General features: G+C 65.2%; 20 protein-coding genes. 5 read left to right on the top strand and 15 right to left on the bottom strand.

The annotated features are described in order from the left end of the window. Nucleotides 1-5 precede the first annotated feature (5 nt). Together ACZ9BC_RS12755 and ACZ9BC_RS12750 are read left to right on the top strand one after the other, a co-directional pair. The gene (locus ACZ9BC_RS12755) at nucleotides 6-1283 is read left to right on the top strand and encodes an MFS transporter (protein WP_476246228.1); all 1278 of its coding nucleotides are present in this window, start codon (nucleotides 6-8) and stop codon (nucleotides 1281-1283) included. 50 nt (nucleotides 1284-1333) lie between these two features. Further along, complete coding sequence (locus ACZ9BC_RS12750; RefSeq protein ID WP_476246227.1) at nucleotides 1334-2401, top strand: UDP-N-acetylmuramate dehydrogenase; 1068 nt, start codon at nucleotides 1334-1336, stop codon at nucleotides 2399-2401. Here ACZ9BC_RS12750 and ACZ9BC_RS12745 read toward each other — a convergent pair. After that, entirely contained in the window at nucleotides 2382-2873 is a 492-nt protein-coding gene (locus tag ACZ9BC_RS12745) for a hypothetical protein (protein ID WP_476246226.1), read from the bottom strand. The genes ACZ9BC_RS12750 and ACZ9BC_RS12745 overlap by 20 nt on opposite strands. Nucleotides 2874-2927: 54 nt before the next feature. On the opposite strand from ACZ9BC_RS12745, the gene ACZ9BC_RS12740 reads away from it, so the two are divergent. Beyond that, a complete protein-coding gene (locus tag ACZ9BC_RS12740) occupies nucleotides 2928-4040 on the top strand; it encodes a winged helix DNA-binding domain-containing protein (protein ID WP_476246225.1) in 1113 nt (370 codons plus the stop codon). Between the two features lie 140 nt (nucleotides 4041-4180). After that, nucleotides 4181-5158: a hypothetical protein gene (locus tag ACZ9BC_RS12735; RefSeq protein ID WP_476246224.1), complete on the top strand. Its 978-nt coding sequence runs from the start codon at nucleotides 4181-4183 to the stop codon at nucleotides 5156-5158. Nucleotides 5159-5216: 58 nt separating this feature from the next. On the opposite strand, the gene asd is transcribed toward ACZ9BC_RS12735, so the two are convergent. From asd to ACZ9BC_RS12665, 14 genes are all read right to left on the bottom strand, one after another. Next, nucleotides 5217-6347: an aspartate-semialdehyde dehydrogenase gene (gene asd / locus ACZ9BC_RS12730; RefSeq protein WP_476246223.1), complete on the bottom strand. Its 1131-nt coding sequence runs from the start codon at nucleotides 6345-6347 to the stop codon at nucleotides 5217-5219. A 110-nt stretch (nucleotides 6348-6457) separates the two neighbouring features. Continuing rightward, nucleotides 6458-6874, bottom strand: coding sequence for a hypothetical protein (locus ACZ9BC_RS12725; RefSeq protein WP_476246222.1), 417 nt, complete (start codon nucleotides 6872-6874; stop codon nucleotides 6458-6460). A gap of 15 nt (nucleotides 6875-6889) precedes the next feature. After that, complete coding sequence (locus tag ACZ9BC_RS12720) at nucleotides 6890-7390, bottom strand: hypothetical protein (RefSeq protein WP_476246221.1); 501 nt, start codon at nucleotides 7388-7390, stop codon at nucleotides 6890-6892. Nucleotides 7391-7400: 10 nt separating this feature from the next. Then, the gene (locus ACZ9BC_RS12715) at nucleotides 7401-7826 is read right to left on the bottom strand and encodes a hypothetical protein (RefSeq protein ID WP_476246220.1); all 426 of its coding nucleotides are present in this window, start codon (nucleotides 7824-7826) and stop codon (nucleotides 7401-7403) included. A gap of 62 nt (nucleotides 7827-7888) precedes the next feature. Then, nucleotides 7889-8530: a hypothetical protein gene (locus ACZ9BC_RS12710; protein WP_476246219.1), complete on the bottom strand. Its 642-nt coding sequence runs from the start codon at nucleotides 8528-8530 to the stop codon at nucleotides 7889-7891. Nucleotides 8531-8557: 27 nt separating this feature from the next. Beyond that, on the bottom strand, nucleotides 8558-9550 hold the full coding sequence (locus ACZ9BC_RS12705; protein WP_476246218.1) for a WXG100 family type VII secretion target: 993 nt from the start codon (nucleotides 9548-9550) through the stop codon (nucleotides 8558-8560). A 119-nt stretch (nucleotides 9551-9669) separates the two neighbouring features. Next, nucleotides 9670-9888, bottom strand: a complete 219-nt coding sequence (locus tag ACZ9BC_RS12700) for an NF038396 family protein (protein ID WP_115525250.1) — start codon at nucleotides 9886-9888, stop codon at nucleotides 9670-9672. A gap of 4 nt (nucleotides 9889-9892) precedes the next feature. Continuing rightward, entirely contained in the window at nucleotides 9893-10477 is a 585-nt protein-coding gene (locus tag ACZ9BC_RS12695; protein WP_476246217.1) for a dihydrofolate reductase, read from the bottom strand. Continuing rightward, nucleotides 10474-11277, bottom strand: a complete 804-nt coding sequence (locus tag ACZ9BC_RS12690) for a thymidylate synthase (RefSeq protein ID WP_079596638.1) — start codon at nucleotides 11275-11277, stop codon at nucleotides 10474-10476. Before ACZ9BC_RS12690 ends, ACZ9BC_RS12695 begins: the two co-directional genes overlap by 4 nt. A gap of 46 nt (nucleotides 11278-11323) precedes the next feature. Next, nucleotides 11324-11692: a GntR family transcriptional regulator gene (locus ACZ9BC_RS12685; RefSeq protein ID WP_476246216.1), complete on the bottom strand. Its 369-nt coding sequence runs from the start codon at nucleotides 11690-11692 to the stop codon at nucleotides 11324-11326. A 54-nt stretch (nucleotides 11693-11746) separates the two neighbouring features. Further along, on the bottom strand, nucleotides 11747-12715 hold the full coding sequence (locus tag ACZ9BC_RS12680) for an NUDIX hydrolase (RefSeq protein ID WP_476246215.1): 969 nt from the start codon (nucleotides 12713-12715) through the stop codon (nucleotides 11747-11749). An 11-nt stretch (nucleotides 12716-12726) separates the two neighbouring features. After that, the gene (locus ACZ9BC_RS12675) at nucleotides 12727-14976 is read right to left on the bottom strand and encodes an RNA degradosome polyphosphate kinase (RefSeq protein ID WP_476246214.1); all 2250 of its coding nucleotides are present in this window, start codon (nucleotides 14974-14976) and stop codon (nucleotides 12727-12729) included. 116 nt (nucleotides 14977-15092) lie between these two features. Beyond that, nucleotides 15093-16076 (bottom strand): mycothiol synthase, encoded by a 984-nt coding sequence (mshD, locus tag ACZ9BC_RS12670; RefSeq protein WP_476246213.1) that lies wholly within the window; start codon nucleotides 16074-16076, stop codon nucleotides 15093-15095. Nucleotides 16077-16109: 33 nt separating this feature from the next. Further along, nucleotides 16110-16808, bottom strand: a complete 699-nt coding sequence (locus ACZ9BC_RS12665) for a winged helix-turn-helix transcriptional regulator (RefSeq protein ID WP_079596642.1) — start codon at nucleotides 16806-16808, stop codon at nucleotides 16110-16112. A 340-nt stretch (nucleotides 16809-17148) separates the two neighbouring features. Here ACZ9BC_RS12665 and ACZ9BC_RS12660 point away from each other — a divergent pair, with 340 nt between their 5' ends. Beyond that, entirely contained in the window at nucleotides 17149-17916 is a 768-nt protein-coding gene (locus tag ACZ9BC_RS12660; protein WP_476246212.1) for a permease, read from the top strand. The last annotated feature ends 142 nt before the right edge of the window (nucleotides 17917-18058 follow it).

The raw sequence follows: 18058 nt of genomic DNA, 5'->3' as shown, positions 1-18058 counted from the left end.
GCCCCTTGACCTCACGGGCAGCAACAGGGGCCAGCACCGCCGAAGTTACGCATTGGCGCAATGCCGTGGTGGTGGCCTACGCTGCCAGCGGCCTGGCGTTTGCCTCGTGGGTCTCCCGGCTTCCGGCCATCCGTGACGCGCTGGACCTCACCCCGGGCAACATCGGGGTCCTCCTGCTCTGCATGACCCTGGGGTCGTTTGCCTCCGTCTCCGCGTCCGGGCTGATCGTGCTCCGGCTGGGATCCAAGAGGACCATCAGGACCGGCAGCATCCTGGTCGGGATTGGCCTGCTGCTGGCCGGGCTTGGCACCTCGGTCCTGTCCAGCCCGGTGGCAACCGCTATCGGGCTGGCCATCATCGGACTGGGGACCGGCAGCTGGAACACGGCGTCCAACGTTGAGGGCGCCGCGGTGGAGCGGGCCGTTGGCCGGCACATCATGCCCCGGCTGCACGGCGCCTTCAGCCTGGGGACAGTAGCCGGCGCAGGACTGGGCGCGGGAGCCGCCGCGTTGTCTGTGCCCGTGTCCTGGCATCTGGGCGCAGCCGGGGTGGTGGTCGCCGTCTCGGTGGCGACGGCGGCAGCCTGGTTCCGCGCGGACGTCACCCCCGTGGCAGTGGAGCGGACCTACGCCCCGGACAACTTCGAAGATCCCACCACCGGCCCTATCCCCGTCATTCCGGCAGGCGCTGGCCCGGAAGACGCACCGCTGGACAACAAACGCAAGATAGCGCAGGCCTGGCGCGACCGGCGGACCCTGCTTCTGGGCGTGCTGGTGCTGGGCCTCGCCCTGGCGGAAGGCGCGGCGGGGGATTGGGTGGCGCTGGCCCTGGCTGACGGCCACGGCCAGACCGACGCCGCCGGTGCCGCCGGCTATGGACTCTTCGTCACGTTCATGACCATCGGACGATTTGCCGGCACCCTGGTCCTGGACCGCTTTGGCCGGGTGCCGGTGATGCGCTGGAGCGCAGCCCTGGCGGTGTTCGGGCTCGGGGTGTTTGTCTTCGCGCCGGTTCCCTGGCTGGCTTTTGCCGGGCTGGCGGTGTGGGGCCTGGGAGCGTCCCTCGGTTTCCCCGTTGGCATGTCCGCTGCAGCGGATGATCCCGCCAAGGCAGCTGCCCGGGTCTCGGTGGTGTCCACCATCGGGTACGGGGCCTTCCTCTGCGGGCCGCCGCTGCTGGGCCTGCTCGCGGAGCATGTGGGCATCCTGCATTCCCTGCTGGCCGTGATGGTGATGCTGGTGGTGAGCTTCCTGCTCTCGCCGGTGGCCCGGAAGCTTGCCTAGGTACTTAAAGGTGCTGCGTTAGATAAGTATTTTCAAGTACTGTAGTTCCGGTGAATTCCACCCTGCTCTCCTCCCTGACCACGTCCGCCGTCGGAGGCCCTGCCGGCTCCTTCATCGAGGCGCGCACCGAGGCCGAAATCATCGACGCCGTCCGCACGGCCGATGCGGCAGGCGAACAGGTCCTGATCATCAGCGGCGGGTCCAACCTCCTGATTTCCGACGACGGGTTCCCCGGGACCGTCGTGAAAATCGCCTCCGAAGGGTTCACCGTGAATGCGGAGGACTCCTGCGGCGGCGTGTCCGTGGTGGTCCAGGCGGGCCACAATTGGGACAAGCTGGTTGAGCACGCGGTGCTGCACGCCTGGTCCGGGATTGAAGCGCTGGCCGGCATCCCGGGTTCCACGGGTGCCACACCCGTGCAGAACGTTGGCGCCTATGGTGCCGATGTTTCCCAGACCATCGCCGCGGTGCGTACCTGGGACCGCGAGCGGAATGCCGTCAAGACCTTCACCAACTCCGAGCTCAAGTTCGGCTACCGGGATTCCATCCTCAAGCAGACCACCGTCAACGGCTCGCCCCGCTACGTGGTGCTGACTGTGGAGTTCCAGCTTCCCCTGGGCCGGATGAGTGCCCCCATCCGCTATGCGGAGCTGGCACGGTCGCTGGGTGTGGAGCCCGGAAAACGCGCCTACGCCAACGACGTGCGCCGCGAGGTCTTGAGGCTGCGCGCCTCCAAAGGCATGGTGTGGGATTCCGCAGACAGGGACACCTACTCCACGGGCTCGTTCTTCACCAACCCCATCGTTCCCGCCGAGGTGGCCGAGGCGCTGCCGGAGTCGGCGCCGCGGTATCCGGCGGGTGCTGACGGGCTGGTGAAGCTTTCCGCAGCCTGGCTGATTGACCAGGCGGGCTTCGCCAAGGGCTTTGGCCTGGCGGCGGACAGTGTGTCCGGGGGACGGGCGTCGCTCTCCACCAAGCACACGCTCGCCATCACCAACCGCGGCTCAGCCAGCGCCGCGGACGTGGTGGCCGTTGCACGCGAGGTGCGTGCCGGCGTCGTACGCCGCTTTGGCATCGAGCTGCATCCGGAACCGCTGCTTATCGGCCTGCAGCTGTAGCTTCCAGCGGCTTGTCCGGGGCTGCCTTGTGCCGCAGGACCTCGGCTGCTCCCATGAGGGCCGAGGCCCAGCCGGTGAGGACCAGGTAGATCCCCATGAAAAGCCAGACCAGCAGCCCGGGCGCCAGGGGATCCGATGCACCCGACAGGACGCAGGTCACCAGACCCGCCACGGCGACGGCCAGTGACAGGACCCAAAGGACCTGGCCTGCACGGGGGTGCCGGCGCCAGTCGCGGTGGATGCGGACGCCGCCGGGACTGACACCGATGCCGGGGAACAGTACGGCATATCCGCCGCCCAGGCTCAGCGTGAGCGAAGGGAGCAGCAGCAGGGGCTCGGACTTGCCGCTGTCCAGAAACGCCGCGAGGGAGAGCAGGCCCAACGCGGTTCCTGCCAGGACGCAGACCGTGCCGCCGATCATCCACCGCTTGGTTTTACGCGCGAGCAACTGCCACAAACTCCCCAAAGTCATGCTCCTACCCTAACCGTCGTTTTGCGGACCCCGCCCCGCCCCTAGGATGAGGGCATGGCTGCACAGGTGGGGAAGCGTGTTGACCGCAAGATGATGGGCCGGCTGCGCCTGGCGTCACAGGGGCTTCTTGGTGCGGGGGAACGGCCGGAGTCGGCAGGCGGCGTGGTGCGCTGGATGACGGCGATGCAGGCGCAGGACCTGCAGGCGGCCCTGTGGGCGGTGGCCGTGCGACTCACCGGTTCCGGTGTCAGCGACGTGCGGGCTGCCATCGACGCGGGGACGGTCGTGCGCTCGTGGCCGATGCGGGGCACGCTGCACCTGGTGGCACCGGAGGACCTGCGCTGGATGCTGGAGCTGACCGCGGACCGGCTTACCAAGGGCATCGCCGCCCGGCACCGCGAACTCGGCATTACTTGGGCGGATGTCGAGAAGTGCCGTGACATTGCCCTGGCCGGGATCTCCACGGAAGGCCCGGTCAGCCGCACGGGTCTCTTCAAGCTGTTCGACGACGGCGGACAGCCCACCCAGGGGCAGCGGGGCATCCACATCCTGGGAACGCTGTGCCGGCACGGGTGGCTGGTGCAGGGACCGCTGGCCGGGAACCAGCAGCTGATCGTGGCGTTCGACGACTGGATTCCCGTTTCGCGCCGCCTTGGCCGGGCGGAGGCCATTGCCGAGTTCCTGCTCCGCTACTTCCGCAGTCACGGCCCGGCGACTGTCCGTGACTTTGCCTGGTGGACGCAGATTCCGCTGACCGAGGTCCGGGCTGCCCTCGAAACGATCAGGGGCGGGCTGGTGGAACTCGAGTTTGAGGGTGCCAGCTACTGGATGTCGCATGAGACGGCGGCCCTGCTGGATACCGGCGTCCCGGGCCCGCGCTCCGTCCTGCTGCTGCCCGGCTTCGACGAATTCCTGCTCGGTTACACGGACCGCAGCCTGGTCCTGCCGCCCGAGCATGCCAACAAGATCGTTCCCGGCGGGAACGGGGTCTTCAAGAAAACCCTGGTGGCCGGGGGAGAGGTAATTGGCACCTGGGCCGTCGAGGGCAAAGGCCAGCGCGCCGCCGTCGTACCCCAGCTCTTTGACCCGTCCCGGCCGCTCGGCCCGGCAGCCCAGGCTGCTTTCGCCAAAGCCGCCCAGCGCTACCTCGAGTTCCTCGACACCTGACGACAAAACCGGCTCCACCCCGCACAACCGGTGCTGCCCAGCTCCGGTTGTGCGGGGTAAGGCCGCTCATGCATCTAACGCTGTCCACATAGGCAATCCCGGCGCTGACGAGGGTCTAAGCGTCCGGCAATCTGTGGAGCATGGAATCCAGGAAATTGAACGCCCTGGTTGAGGAGCGGTGGCCCGGTACGGCCGTGGCCTCGACGCTCCAATTGGCCAGGGCAGGAATCGATGAGCGTGTATTGACGGCGGGTGTGCGCAGCGGCATGTTGCTCCGGCTACGGCGCGGAGCCTACGTCCAGCAAGCGTATTGGAACACCATCAAGCCGTGGGACCGGGATCGGCTGCTGATTACGGCGCACTATGAATCGACCGGCGGCCAGGCCCGGTACAGCCATATCAGCGCCGCCAGGCTGCACTCCTGTTATCTGTGGAACGCAGAGCCGATGGTCCATGTGACAACCCAGTACGCGAATTCGCCGGGCAGCGCAGGAAGCGACGTCAAGGCTCATCGGCTTCCTCTGACTGACAGGGAATTAGCCACGATCCGGACGCCCGATGGCCGGGATATGCTCACCACCAGTTTGGAGAGGACGGTGCTGGACTGTGCCCGCATTCTGCCGCTGGACCAGGCCGCGGTTATAGGTGATCATGCGCTGCGCAAAGGAGCCTCGGTGCGCACGATGCACGGACTCCTGTCCGAGACCCCAGTCAAGCGGGGGAGCCGCCGAGTGCTCAACCTGCTGGATGTGTTGGACGGCCGGTCGGAATCAGCGGGGGAGACCCGGACCCGGCTGCTGCTGCACTCATTTGGGATGCAATCTTTTACCCCGCAGGTTGAGGTTCCGACTCCTGAAGGGCTCTTCCGGGCGGACTTCGCCGACCCGGAGTCCCGGGTGATCATCGAGTTCGATGGCATAGCCAAGTACACGGACTACAAACCCGCAGACGAAGTGTTGCTCGCAGAGCGCCAGCGTGAAAATGCCCTGGTGGAAACCGGGTGGCGCGTCTTCCGGCTGCACTGGAGGCACCTGGACCGGCCGGGAGAGCTCAAGCAGCGCCTGACCACTTTCCTCGATCGAACGCCCGGCATGCAAAAGCGGCCCTGGACCGCTTAACCGGTGCTGGACAGCACCGGTTAAGCGGGTCAGGGCCGCTTGTGAGGCAGCTGGAGGGTTACAGGTTGCCGGTGGCGATGTTGAGCATGCGGCGCAGCGGTTCGGCGGCGCCCCAGAGGAGCTGGTCGCCCACGGTGAAGGCGCTGATGTACTGCGGGCCCATCTCCATCTTGCGGATGCGGCCCACCGGGATGTCCAGGGTGCCGGAGGCTGCCACCGGGGTGAGCTCGGCCATGGAGGCTTCCTTGGTGTTGGGAACCACCTTGGCCCATTCGTTGTCCTCGGCCAGGAGTTTCTCGATCTCGGCGACGGACAGATCCTCGCGGAGCTTGAGGGTGAGGGCCTGGGAGTGGGAGCGCATGGCGCCGATGCGGACGCAGAGGCCGTCCATGATCACGCGGTTTTCCTCGGCGGTGCCCAGGATCTTGTTGGTCTCAACCCCGGCCTTCCACTCTTCCTTGGACTGGCCGTTGCCCAGGTCCGCGTCGATCCAGGGGATCAGGGAGCCGGCCAGCGGAACGCCGAACTGGGTGGCGTCGATGTCCGTGCGCTGGTGGGCCAGGACCTTGCGGTCGATGTCCAGGATGGCTGACGCCGGGTCGTCCAGTTCCGTGCTGACCTGGGAGTTGAGCGTGCCGAACTGGCTGAGCAGCTCGCGCATGTGCCGGGCGCCGCCGCCGGAGGCAGCCTGGTAGGTCATGGAGGTGCCCCACTCCACCAGGTTGTTCTTGAACAGGCCGCCGAGGCCCATCAGCATGCAGGACACGGTGCAGTTGCCGCCGATGAAGTCCTTGGTGCCGTTGACCAGGCCCTTGTCGATGACGTCGCGGTTGATGGGGTCCAGGACGATGATCGAGTCGTCGTTCATGCGAAGGGTGGAGGCGGCGTCGATCCAGAGGCCGTCCCAGCCGCGGCTGCGGAGTTCGCCGTGGACCTGCTTGGTGTAGTCGCCACCCTGGGCGGTAACAATAATGGGCAGCTTCGCGAGGGTGTCGATGTCGAACGCGTTCTCGAGCTTGCCGGCGCCGTCAGCAAAGGACGGCGCGGCACCTCCCGCGTTGGAGGTGGAGAAGAACACCGGGTTGATGTTGGCGAAGTCGCCCTCGTCCTGCATGCGCTGCATGAGGACGGAACCGACCATACCGCGCCATCCGACCAGGCCGACGGAAGGGGTAGCTGCTGTAGTCATCCGTCCAGTTTAGACTTTGGAACCGGCTGGGCGCAGTCGGTTACGTCACTCCCGGGTGGAACTGTCGACGGCGGGCGGCAGCTACTGCCTGCTCGTGCTCGGCCAGCGGATCACTGTGAGACGTGTCCCGCCCCTGGTTCGGGTGCCTGCCGCTCTTTCCGCAGCTTCTTGGCTCGGTACTCGTCCCTTGCCATGCCGAAGGTGTACCACGCCCCAGATCCTCCGAGCGCGGTGAGGAACAAGGCGCCCCAGAAGGGCTGCTCGCCGCTTCCCGCCGGGATCAGAAGAATTACCAATGAAAGGATGGCTAAAAGCCCCAAAAAGGCAGACACAATTCCCATTCCCCACCATGTCCGGACCTGCGCTTGGCCTCTGCCAGGTGAGAACCCAATCTCGTCGGCGGGGTAGCTGTGGAGGTCGCCAGTATCAGTTTTACGCAGCACCCGTTTTTCACCCCGGGCGAGTGCCGCCTTGTGCTCGGCGTACACGGCGTCGTTTCGCCGCTCAGCTTCCCGATTGAAAACCATCAGCAGGCTGTCCCCTTACCGGTCGAATTGCTTGGCTGTTGGTTCCGGGATTCCCCGCTCGGCCCGGAGGCGCTTGGCCGTTGAGGCCATCTTCGCCATCCGAATAGCGTACAGCGCACCACCGACCCCGGCCGCGGTCAGGAACAGGCCGCTCCACATGGGATCCTGGCCCCGGCCGGTGGGTCCCGCCACCAGCAGGATGGAAAAGACCGCGACGGCAGTGAAGACAACCGCCATGACAAAGAAACCGACGGCGGACCGCACCTGGGCGTGGGAACTGGCAGTAACCACTCCGAGCTCATCTTTGGCGTAGCTGTGAAGCCTGCCCTCCACGGTCCGGAACAGGACCCTCTTTTCACCTCGTGCCAGCGCCTGTTCGTGGTAGGCACGGACTTGGTCGTCCGAGTTGGGGCCGCTTCCCGCATTGCTGCCTTGAATGCCGTTCTGCACGGAAGTCCTGTCGAATCGATTGAATGTGGTTAGCACCTGGGCATCGGACGTAGACTGTCGCCCCATGTGAGTTTCCCTAAAACGCGTGTTCTCCGGGGAATGGACGCGTGCTGTCCGGAAAATTTTCGCGGGTGATGGCAATTCCTGAGGGGTTGGCTTCAAACCAGGTACGGGCCTGGTCGTCGGTCAGGGCGAAGCGGGGCTTGGGCAATCCCTTCAGTTTTCGCAGCTTGGAAGCCCGCAATTCGCGGCGGAGATTGTTGAGGCCCAGGAGCCATCCACCGGTGAAGAGGGCGGTACCCAGCAACCCAAAGACAACCACAATCAGATTGAGGCTCGCGAGTGCGATGATCAGCAGAAGGGGTGCGCCGAGCGCAGGGATGGTCATGAGGGCTGTTACCACGAAAAGCCCGGTGGTTGTGTGGACGGAGTAGTTCCCGGATGGCTGGGCACCGCCGATGCCCCATTCTTCCTTTGTGTAGGCATGCACGGTGCGTTCCATACCCGTTGCATAAAAGTACTGGCGTTCGACAAGTAATTTTTGTACGTCCGGATCCATTTCCATCAGTTTTCTCCGGTTTCATGGACGAAAGCCCTCAGTACGGCCGTGAGGTCGTCGCCGGTCGTCGCAAGCTGTTCAGGTCCAACAAGGTCGCCCTGCGCAATGGCGTGTGCCCAGCCGCGGGTGTCCCTACGGATGAGAAGCTGCTGTGCGGAAGGGATCCGTCCAGATCTGACCTTCACGCCCCCTTCCGGATACTTGTGCAGGTGCTCCTGAACAATGAAGGATTCTGCCGCCTCCTTGGAGAAGTGCGCATCCTGGGGAAGGACGAACCAACTCATCATGGTTCTCGGCTGAAAGATCAGCGATATTTTTCCGGCCCCGGCATGGAGCACCGAGTCTGCGCGGTGCTCATCTATCAGCAGATCCAGTTGCGTCCATTTCGCGGCGTGGGCGAGGGTGTAAGCGACTGCATCCACCTTTGCATCAAACTCGACGCTGGTGCCATCGACTGCCGCCATTCGGCGGGCGACGAGCGACGACAGGCCCGCGCTGACCAGTTGCCTGTTCCCGGACTCCTCCGTCAGCCGAAGCCAGGCGGCGCTGGCGCGGGATTCATCCGTGTCCTGCAGTTGTACGAGATAGGCCATTTCTGCAACACCGAATCCCACGGAGGTGTCTGTCGCCGTTTGTGCCTCAGTCATGCTGTCCATCCTATGAGTCCCCATTTTCTAGAAGCCAAAGAAGTCCTTGACACCGTCGCCGACTGCTCCTGCGAAATCTTCAGCAGTGTCGCCTACCCAATCGAAGGCGTCGTCGATTGCATCCTTGGCCCCCGGGACCAGTTCGACGGCTGCCCATGCGCCGCCAACAACCATGCACGTCACCCCGACAGGTGGGGGTAAGAAAGAGCCGACCCCGAGAGCGGTCTTCAGGCCGGACTTAATGGCGTCACCTGTCTCTCCGGCGCGAATGGCGTTGACGGTGTCGAGTCCATCCAAGCCAACGCTGATTCCCCCGAGGACATGTCCCGCAGAGTTGAGACCGAACTTCGCCCAGGGGCCGATCTCCGCTGCTCCCGTACCCCGGGCCATGTCGGCGAAGTCACCGAATTTGCCGCTGAGAAGGTCAGAAGTACCGGAGAACGCGCCCCGCAAAGGATCGGCGCGCGCTGAAGCTTCCCACAGGTCCTTATTGAAAAAGCGTTTCCATGCTGCCCAGTCCTGACCCGCCCCGAACAAGGCTTCGATTTCGCGGCCATGCCGGGCATCAAACTGCGAAATGTCCCGAAGACCCAAAGGGACACCCTTCAGCCCAAGGACGCCGTTGTAGGCGTCCCAGCCGTTTCGGAAGGGTGAATCACCGTTGGAAAGCCACTCCGGAACCACGGGAACGAACGAGGACGGAACGCCAGCCTCTACTCCGGGACCGGGTCCGCCGGAACCCGTCCCGGCGTCACTGGCATTCTCCTGCTGATTGGCGTGTTCCAGCAGCTTGGCGGATTCCTGCTTGAGCGCCAATGCCGTTTGCTGGAGGAGGGTACGGTGTGTGCCGTTCCACTCTGACCGGAACCTGACGGCGTCCTGGCCCTTCCAGGAAGAATTGTTGTTGATGGCGCTGCCCAGCGATGTTGATTGCTGCAGCAGCGAATCCGACGTTCGTCCCAGTTCCCGCGCCAGATTGCGCAGTTGCTCGACGTCGGCGCCCCACAAAGTTCCTGCCACCAGGCATCCCCCCAATATTTCGAACCGCCGTCCCGTTGCGCGGCAGCACCCAGCCTAGGACAGCATCAGACGAGCCGCGATGGGGTGAGCTCCCCATGGGGCCTGCAGCGCAGACCGGGTCAGCCCCGCTTGGTCTCCTCCAGGACGGCCGCTTTCCGGGCGCGCAGCGCGAAGAAGGCGCCGAAGGCGAACACCTGCGTCACCACCACCAGCACAATCGCGCCGGCGATCTTGTTGCCGCCCAGGATCATGGTGAGACCAACGATCGCGGACAGGAGCGCCAGCAGGGGGAGCAGCATGTACCCCAGGACAAAGAGGGTTTCAGGTTTCTTCAGCACGTTCCTAGCCCTCGGTCCTTGACCATTTGGTGAATCGGTAGCGGGTGCCGTTGGCGGCGGTCAGCCAGCCGTCGGGCGGGACGGAGGCCGCAGCCTCCCAACTGGTGCCAAGCTCGGGGGCGAACGTGTCGCCGTCGGCCTCCACATCGATGGTGGTGACCACCGCGACGTTGGCGAGATCGGTGGACTGGCGGAAAATCTCCCCGCCGCCCAGGATCCACACGGTGTCGCCGCCGTCGACGAACTGGGACTCCAGCAGCGCGTCATCGAGGGAAGGAACCACGACGGCGCCCTCCGCCTCAGGCATGTCGGCCCAGCTTTTCTGCCGGGTGATGACGATGTTGGTGCGCCCGGGCAGGGGGCGGTACTTCTCTGGGAAGGACAGCCAGGTCTTGCGGCCCATGATGACCGGGTGCCCGGTGGTCAGCCGCGTGAAGTGCTTGAGGTCCTCCGGAAGATGCCAGGGCATGTCCCCGTCCTTGCCGATCACGCCGTCGGGGGTCTGGGCCCACACCAGCCCAACGCCGGTGACCGAGGCGGCCAGCTCTTCGGTGAAGGACTGCGGATCCGTGAAGTTTTCGGTGCTCATACTGCGATCGGCGCCTTAATCGTGGGGTGGTGCTGGTAGCCCACCACTTCGAAGTCTTCCAGGGTGTAGTCAAAGATCGATGCCGGCTTGCGGTTGATCTTCAGCTGAGGGTAATCGTACGGCTCCCGCTCCAGCTGCTTGAGGACCTGGTCCATGTGGTTCTCGTAGATGTGCACGTCGCCGCCGGTCCAGATGAACTCTCCGGGCTCGAGACCCACCTGCTGGGCCACCATGCACGTGAGCAGCGCGTAGGAGGCGATGTTGAACGGCACACCCAGGAACATGTCTGCGGAGCGCTGGTACAGCTGGCAGGACAGCTTGCCGTCGGCGACATAGAACTGGAAGAACGCGTGGCACGGCGGAAGTGCCATGTCGTTCAGTTCGGAGACATTCCAGGCGGACACGATGTGCCGGCGGGAGTCCGGGTTGGACTTAAGGTTCTCCACCAGCTCGGCGATCTGGTCGATGTGGCCGCCGTCCGGAGTGGGCCAGCTGCGCCACTGCACGCCGTACACAGGACCCAGGTCGCCGTCCGCGTCGGCCCACTCATTCCAGATGGTGACGCCCTGGTCCTGCATCCACTTCACGTTGGTTTCGCCGCGCAGGAACCACAGGAGTTCCACAGCCACGGACTTGAAGTGGACCCGCTTGGTGGTGATCAGCGGGAAGCTTTTCGTCAGGTCGAAGCGCAGCTGGCGCCCGAAAACACTGGTGGTTCCGGTCCCCGTGCGGTCCGACTTGTGCGTGCCTGAGGCCAGGACATCGCGCAGGAGGTCTTCATAAGGCGTTGGAATGCTCACGCCCCAAGTCTACGTGGCTTACTTCGAGCACTTCAGCAAAGCCGTCTCAACTTCGCCTCAGCCTGCCGCGAAGAAGGTCCAGCAGGACCTCGTCGCTGAGTTTCGCTTTCCGCCCGGCGTCGATGTAACGGTCGACGGCGGCAGTCACCTCCTCCGGGACCGGCGCCGGGGCCGTGTCCCCGGCACCCGCGGCGACACCGGCAACAATGGTGCCGCCCCGCCGTCGTGCTTCAACAACACCCGCGGCCTCAAGTTCCTTGTACGCCCTGGCCACCGTTCCCACGGCAACGCCAAGATCCGCAGCCAGGCTCCTGACCGTCGGCAGCTGAAGCTTGTGTCCGTTGGCCGTCAGCACACCCGCCTGCACTGTGAAGAACGCGGCCAGCGTCCGGACCACGCCCCCAGATTCGTGCAACTTTGTATCGAGTATTTGATACAAAGCTGGACGGGTCAAGCAGGCTTGGGGGTGCTAGTCGTCGAACGGCTTGAACTGCTCGACGGCCACGATCCGGTTCTTGCCGCCGGAAGCCACATGGCACACCACCAGCTCACCAGGCGACAGGTACGGTTCCTCGGACGGCAGGAGGCTGCTCAGGGCACCCGGCATGTGTTTCGCGAGCTGCGTGAACACCGTGGGGAGTGCCGGGCGGTGCGTGCAGACCGCCACCGCCCGCTGCTTGTCGAACAGCGACTCGATGACGGCCGCGGTCTTCTTCGGGCTGCGCTCGTGGCGGTGTTCCGTCAGTGCCTCGGCCATCTTGACCTTGGCACCGGCGGCCTTCGCATAGGGTGCCACCGTGGCCACGCACCGCAGCCAGGGACTGGTCACCACGCGCAGCGGCTTCCACGCCTGAAGCAGCCGGCCGACTGCCTGCGCCTGCCGTGTTCCCGTCGCTGCCAGCGGCCGCTCGCCTTCGGCCTTGGTCCAGGACGAGCGCGGTTTGGCTTTGGCATGGCGGACCACCACGAGCGGCCAGGTGTTCAGCTCGCCGCGTTCGTGGGCTTCGCGCAGGTACTGCAGGGGTACGACGTCGGAGGGGTTGGACAGCAGCGTGGCCGCCTTCTCCGGGGCGCACCACATCACGCTGTCCACCTCCTTGCCGTCGGGAACAAGCGTGGCTCCGTTGACCTTGACCGCCCAGTAGTAGACCACCTTCAGGCCGGACGCCACGTGATAGTGGATGGGCGGCAGGGGAATCCCCAGTGGCGCGTCCAGGCCAATCTCTTCCCGGACTTCCCGGACCGCGCATTCGGGGACGGTCTCGCCGTCGTCGATTTTGCCCTTGGGCCATGACCAGTCGTCATAGCGGGGGCGGTGGATCAGGAGGACTTCAAGCTTGTCCTTCGTGACCCGCCATGGCAGGGCGCCGGCAGCAGTGACTGCTACTGGTTCCCCCGGATGGTCTGTCTGGTCTGCTACGAGTGCATCGCTCGACAAAACAGCTGCCCTTACCGCCGGCTCAGGCTGCGCTGCCGGGGCCGGGACGCCAGCAGCCATGACTGGACGTCCTCAAGCGGCTTGCCGTCTTCTGCCAGGTGGTGCCGGTTCCATGCTCCCTCGTTGTCCAGGTGCCAGCTCGCGGTTTCCGGTGCCATGTAGCGCTTGAGCAGGTCAAGGACATAGGCGATGTCGTCGGCGCTCGCCAGCTGGACCAGGGCCTCCACCCGGCGGTCCAGGTTGCGGTGCATCATGTCCGCGGAGCCGATGTACACCACGGGGTCACCGCCGTTGGCGAAGGCGAACACGCGGGAGTGCTCCAGGAACCTGCCCAGGATGGAACGGACCGTGATGTTTTCGCTGAGGCCGGGAACGCCGGGGCGCAGCGAGCAGATGCCGCGGACCACCACGTCCACCTTTACGCCGGCCTGCGAGGCACGGTACAGCGAATCGATGATGGCCTCATCCACCATGGAGTTCACCTTGATCTGCACCCTCCCGGGCACCCCGGCGCGGGCATTGCGGATCTCGGTCTCGATCCGGTCAATCAGCCCGGACCGCACCGAACGCGGGGCAACGAGCAGCCTCTTGAACGTGGACTTCGGGGCATAGCCGGAGAGCTGGTTGAACAGCTTGGACAGGTCCTCGCCCACCTGCTCGTTGGCGGTCAGGAGGCCCAGGTCCTCGTAGTACCGCGCCGTGCGGGGGTGGTAGTTGCCGGTTCCGATGTGGCAGTACCGGCGCAGCCCGTCCACTTCCTGGCGGACCACCAGGGACAGCTTGCAGTGCGTCTTGAGGCCCACGATGCCGTAGACCACATGCACGCCTGCCTGCTCGAGCTTGCGGGCCCAGGAGATGTTGGCCTGCTCATCGAACCGGGCCTTGATTTCCACCAGGGCGAGGACCTGCTTGCCGGCCTCCGCTGCATCAATCAGGGCGTCAACGATGGGCGAGTCGCCCGAGGTGCGGTACAGGGTCTGCTTGATGGCCTGCACCTTGGGGTCCGCGGCGGCCTGCTCAAGAAACGCCTGGACGGAGGTGGAGAACGAGTCGTACGGGTGGTGCAGCAGGATGTCGCGGCGGCGCATGGCGGCGAAGACGTTCGCAGCCTTGGACGTCTCGGACTCGTTGAGGTACCGGGAGGTGTGCGGCACATGTTTGGGGTAGTGCAGGTCCGCCCGGTCGATGCCGGCGATGACGGACAGGCCCCGGAGGTCCAGCGGCGCGGGCACCGAGTACACCTCGGATTCCTCCACGCCCAGCTCGCGGATCAGGAGTGCACGGATGTTGGGGTTGATGTCGTTGGTGACCTCAAGCCGCACCGGCGGGCCGAAGCGGCGGCGCAGGAGTTCCTTCTCAAGCGCCTGCAGGAGGTTTTCGGCGTCGTCCTCTTCCACCTCCACATCCTCGTTCCGGGTGACACGGAAGGTGTGGTGCTCCAGGACCTCCATGCCCGGGAACAGCTTGTCCAGGTGGACGGCAATGACTTCCTCAAGCGCGATGAAGCGGGCCACGCGGCCTGCGACGGCGCCGGCGCGGGGACCGTCAATGGAGATCAGGCGCGGCAGCTGGTCCGGTACCTTGACGCGTGCAAAGAGTTCTTTGTCGCTGATGGGGTTCCGGACCACGACGGCCAGGTTCAGTGAGAGGCCCGAGATATAGGGGAAGGGGTGGGCCGGGTCCACCGCCAGCGGCGTGAGGATGGGGAACACCTTCTCGGCAAACATCACGCTGAGCTGCTGCTTGGCGGCGTCGTCCAGTTCATCCCAGTGCATGAGGTGGATGTGCTCATAGGCCAGGGCGGGGCGGATCTGCTCCGCGTACACCTGCGCATGCCGCTGCTGGAGCCGGTGGGCTTCCTCGCTGATCCTTTCCAGCACCTCAACCGGACTCAGGCCGGCGGGGGAGGGAACGGCAAGGCCCGTGGCGATGCGGCGCTTCAGGCCGGCCACCCGGACCATAAAGAACTCGTCCAGGTTGGAGGCGAAGATCGAGAGGAAACTGACACGTTCCAAGAGGTGCAGGGTGGGGTCTTCGGCAAGTTCCAGGACACGGGAATTGAAGCTGAGCCAGCTCAGTTCGCGGTCCAGGAAGCGGTCCGGCCGGATGTCGCCTTCGGGCTGAAGGTTCGGCGCGAACTCAGGAATGTCGATGCGGTCCTGGGTGGCGCGGGACGCCGGCACCTCCGAGGAACCGAAGCGGGCGCGCACTGGTACTGCCACATCCTGGGACGTAGCTGTTCCGGAAGGTTCCGGGTTCATGGCATCTCCTTTACCTGGCGCTTGATGCTGGCGCTTCCGGCCCGCGGGGTTCTGTTTCAACCTTACAAGCATTCAGTTCGCGCAAGCCCTCGATTTCGGGCTTCCCGGCCCGTGTGTCAGCCGATTGGACTAACCGCTGCCACCGGTCCGTACATCACGTCCATGTCCCAGCGGGTGAACCCCAGCCGGCGGTACAGGGAAACGGCCGGGGCGTTCTCTGCGTCGGTGTACAGCATGACCGCGTGCAGCCCCAGATCTTGGAGGTGTTTGATGCCCGCAATCGTAAGGGCTTTGCCAAGACCCATGCCCTGGGCCTCCGGCGCCACACCCACCACGTAAACCTCACCAATGGCGGGGTGCGAACCGTGCCGCGGGTGCACCTTGGTCCAGTGGAAGCCCAGCAGCCGCCCGTCACGGTCCTCAGCGAGGAGGAAGCCGGCCGGGTCGAACCATTCCTCCGCCATGCGGGCTTCCAGATCCGCCCGGGTCAGGTTGCCCTGCTCCGGGTGGTGCGAAAATGCCGCGCGGTTCACTGCCAGCCAGGCGTCCTCATCCTGCCCCGGCACAAAAGTACGGACGGAAACACCCTCCGGAAAACCGGCGTCGGGAAGATCGGCGCCCGCCGTCGTCATGCGCATCTTCCACAGTTCGCGCACGGGCTCGTAGCCGTAGCGGGCCGCAAGGTCTGCGGCAGCCTCGTGGTTTCCGTGGGACCAGGCTTTCAGCCCGTCAAAGCCCCGCGTTTCCTTCAGCGCGCCCACCAGGCGGTCGGCGACGCCCTGGTTGCGGTAGGAGGGGTGCACGGCAATCTCCAGTATTCCGCTGCCGTCCTGTTCGTCGACCACGGCGGCGAAGCCGGCCAGGTCCTGTCCGGTGGAGGGGTCGGAGTCCTCATCGGGGGCGTACAGCGCCAGGGTCAGCAGCGCGTGCTCGGATGAATCTCCGGCGCGCATCGTGACCAGGGTCTGCTCGGAGATGGACGGATTCCCGTCGGACTCTTCGGCCGCAGCCAGCAGGTTACTGCAGTCTTTCAGGAGCTGCTGGTCAACCCCGCCTCGGACAACATGGACGGGCCACTTCTCAGGGTGCGCTGAAGTCATGAGGCAAGGCTATACGGGTTGGCGCCCCGGGGCTCAGGCTTCGGTGAGCTCGTCTTCCTGCTGCCGCACCAACGTCAGCCGGTAGCCCACGTTGCGGACAGTACTGATCAGGTTCTCGTGGTCCACGCCCAGCTTGGCGCGAAGGCGCCGGACATGGACGTCCACCGTACGCGTGCCACCGTAGTAGTCGTAGCCCCACACCTCGGTGAGCAGCTGCTGGCGGGTGAAAACCCGGCCGGGGTGCTGGGCCAGGTACTTCAGGAGTTCAAACTCCTTGAAGGTCAGGTTCAGCGGGGCCCCGTTGACGCGGGCGGTGTAGCTTGCCTCATCGATGACCACCCCGGCGGCACGGATTTCGCTGGGGGTGTCTTCCTGTTCGGGCACCGCCCGGGCGACGGAGAGCCTGATGCGGGCTTCCACTTCGGCGGGGCCGGCTGAATCCAGCACGATGTCATCCACTGCCCAGGCGGAGGAGACGGCTGCCATGCCGCCCTCCGTGAGGATCAGCACCAGCGGGGCGCTCAGCCCTGTGGCTTTGAGGAGCTGGGTGAGGGAACGCGCCCCCACGAGGTCTTTCCGGGCGTCCAGCAGAACGATGTCGCAGGGATCCGTCTCGAGCAGGGCCGTGGGCTCGGCGGGGAGGATGTGCACCCGGTGGTTCAACAGTTCCAAGGCAGGCAGGATGTCAACCGAAGAGCCGGTGCTGTTCGTCAATAACAGGATGTGCGACATTGTTCCTCCAAGGGCCGTCCGCGCATCGTTGGGCGACTAAAACCGGATTCTCACCGGCCGGTACTGGCTCCCACCGTGGACGTGAGGCCGGCAAAAACAACTGCCGGCCCGCCATCCCCGCAGGGAGTTTAGCTGAACCTTGAGTATACCCGGCACCCTCTTCTGAGCCAGAGATTCCCGCCCCGCAACGGTACGTTTTGCGACATATCCCGTTCATATAGGGCAGGATTGGGGCAGGGCGGCATGCCCTGCCACGAAGGGGCGGACTCCGCCTTCGGTCTACGCCAGGATGGGATTGCAGCGCAGTGAGTGCAGAGACTAAGCACAGGCCGGGCTCCGTATGACGGCAGATCTGCAGGCGCCCGCGCGTTCGCTCGGCTCCTGGACCATCGGGCTGGTGGGAATCGCCGGACTCGCAGCGATTATCGCCGGGGTCTACACCTCCCGCGAGGTCCTTGTGGCCGTCGCCGTCCTGATCGCCGCCGCCGTCGGCATCGGCTGGCCGCACTTCCTCCGCATCCCCGCCAAAAAAACGCTTGCCGCCGTCATTGCCCTGCCGGGCGCTGGCTCGGCGCTCGCCGCAGCCCTGGCTCCGGCGCCGGGGTACCTGGACTGGACGCCGGGGTTCCTGGCGCTGGGAATGATGGCGGTTTTTGTTGTGCAGCTGATCCGCGGAACCGGGCAGGCGCAGCGGCTCGAATCAACCCTCGGGTGCTGCGTGGGGGTCCTGCTGTCCTGCCTGGGAGCGGGATGGATAGCCGGAGCGCGCCTTGACGGTATCCGGGAGATGCTCCTGGTGGCAGCCATCAGCGCAGCCGTGGCCCTGCTCGCGGGGCTGATCCGGTGGCCGGACAGTGTGGTGGCACCTTTGGGCATCGTCCTGGCCGGGTTGGCAGGACCGCTGGCCGGGCTGGTGCTTTCGGACATCGCCGTCCTCCCTGCCGCCGTTTTCGGCGTGGTGGTGGGCGCTGTCCTGGCCAGCTTCCGCCGCCTGGTCACCCTCCGAGGTGCTCCGCTTAACATTCCCGCGGCCCTTGCCATGGGCCTTGCGCCTGTTTCAGCCGTGGGTTCCCTTGCTTACTTCATAGACAAACTACTCATCTACTAACGGTTAGGATGGCATCATGTCCGTACTTGCATTTGAAATCTTCTTCCTTGTCCTGCTCGGCATCGCGAGCCTGTCCATGGCCTGGTTCGCAGGCTTCGTGGTGTACCGCCTCTTCAAAGGCCAGAAGTAGACCGCTCTCCAG

The sequence above is a fragment of the Pseudarthrobacter sp. TE3704 genome (assembly GCF_056279405.1).
Note: the sequence above shows the minus strand (reverse complement) of the source record. Positions and strands in the feature narration are given on the sequence as shown.

What these genes read in the sequence shown, in the direction of transcription:
- ACZ9BC_RS12695 (WP_476246217.1), bottom strand. Translation starts at nt 10,477, where the DNA reads ATGAGCACCGAAAACTTCACGGATCCGCAGTCCTTCACCGAAGAGCTG.
- ACZ9BC_RS12715 (WP_476246220.1), bottom strand. Translation starts at nt 7,826, where the DNA reads ATGGAACGCACCGTGCATGCCTACACAAAGGAAGAATGGGGCATCGGC.
- ACZ9BC_RS12665 (WP_079596642.1), bottom strand. Translation starts at nt 16,808, where the DNA reads ATGTCGCACATCCTGTTATTGACGAACAGCACCGGCTCTTCGGTTGAC.
- ACZ9BC_RS12735 (WP_476246224.1), top strand. Translation starts at nt 4,181, where the DNA reads ATGGAATCCAGGAAATTGAACGCCCTGGTTGAGGAGCGGTGGCCCGGT.
- ACZ9BC_RS12675 (WP_476246214.1), bottom strand. Translation starts at nt 14,976, where the DNA reads ATGAACCCGGAACCTTCCGGAACAGCTACGTCCCAGGATGTGGCAGTA.
- ACZ9BC_RS12740 (WP_476246225.1), top strand. Translation starts at nt 2,928, where the DNA reads ATGGCTGCACAGGTGGGGAAGCGTGTTGACCGCAAGATGATGGGCCGG.
- ACZ9BC_RS12720 (WP_476246221.1), bottom strand. Translation starts at nt 7,390, where the DNA reads ATGGGGCGACAGTCTACGTCCGATGCCCAGGTGCTAACCACATTCAAT.
- ACZ9BC_RS12710 (WP_476246219.1), bottom strand. Translation starts at nt 8,530, where the DNA reads ATGACTGAGGCACAAACGGCGACAGACACCTCCGTGGGATTCGGTGTT.
- ACZ9BC_RS12725 (WP_476246222.1), bottom strand. Translation starts at nt 6,874, where the DNA reads ATGGTTTTCAATCGGGAAGCTGAGCGGCGAAACGACGCCGTGTACGCC.
- mshD (WP_476246213.1), bottom strand. Translation starts at nt 16,076, where the DNA reads ATGACTTCAGCGCACCCTGAGAAGTGGCCCGTCCATGTTGTCCGAGGC.
- ACZ9BC_RS12745 (WP_476246226.1), bottom strand. Translation starts at nt 2,873, where the DNA reads ATGACTTTGGGGAGTTTGTGGCAGTTGCTCGCGCGTAAAACCAAGCGG.
- asd (WP_476246223.1), bottom strand. Translation starts at nt 6,347, where the DNA reads ATGACTACAGCAGCTACCCCTTCCGTCGGCCTGGTCGGATGGCGCGGT.
- ACZ9BC_RS12660 (WP_476246212.1), top strand. Translation starts at nt 17,149, where the DNA reads ATGACGGCAGATCTGCAGGCGCCCGCGCGTTCGCTCGGCTCCTGGACC.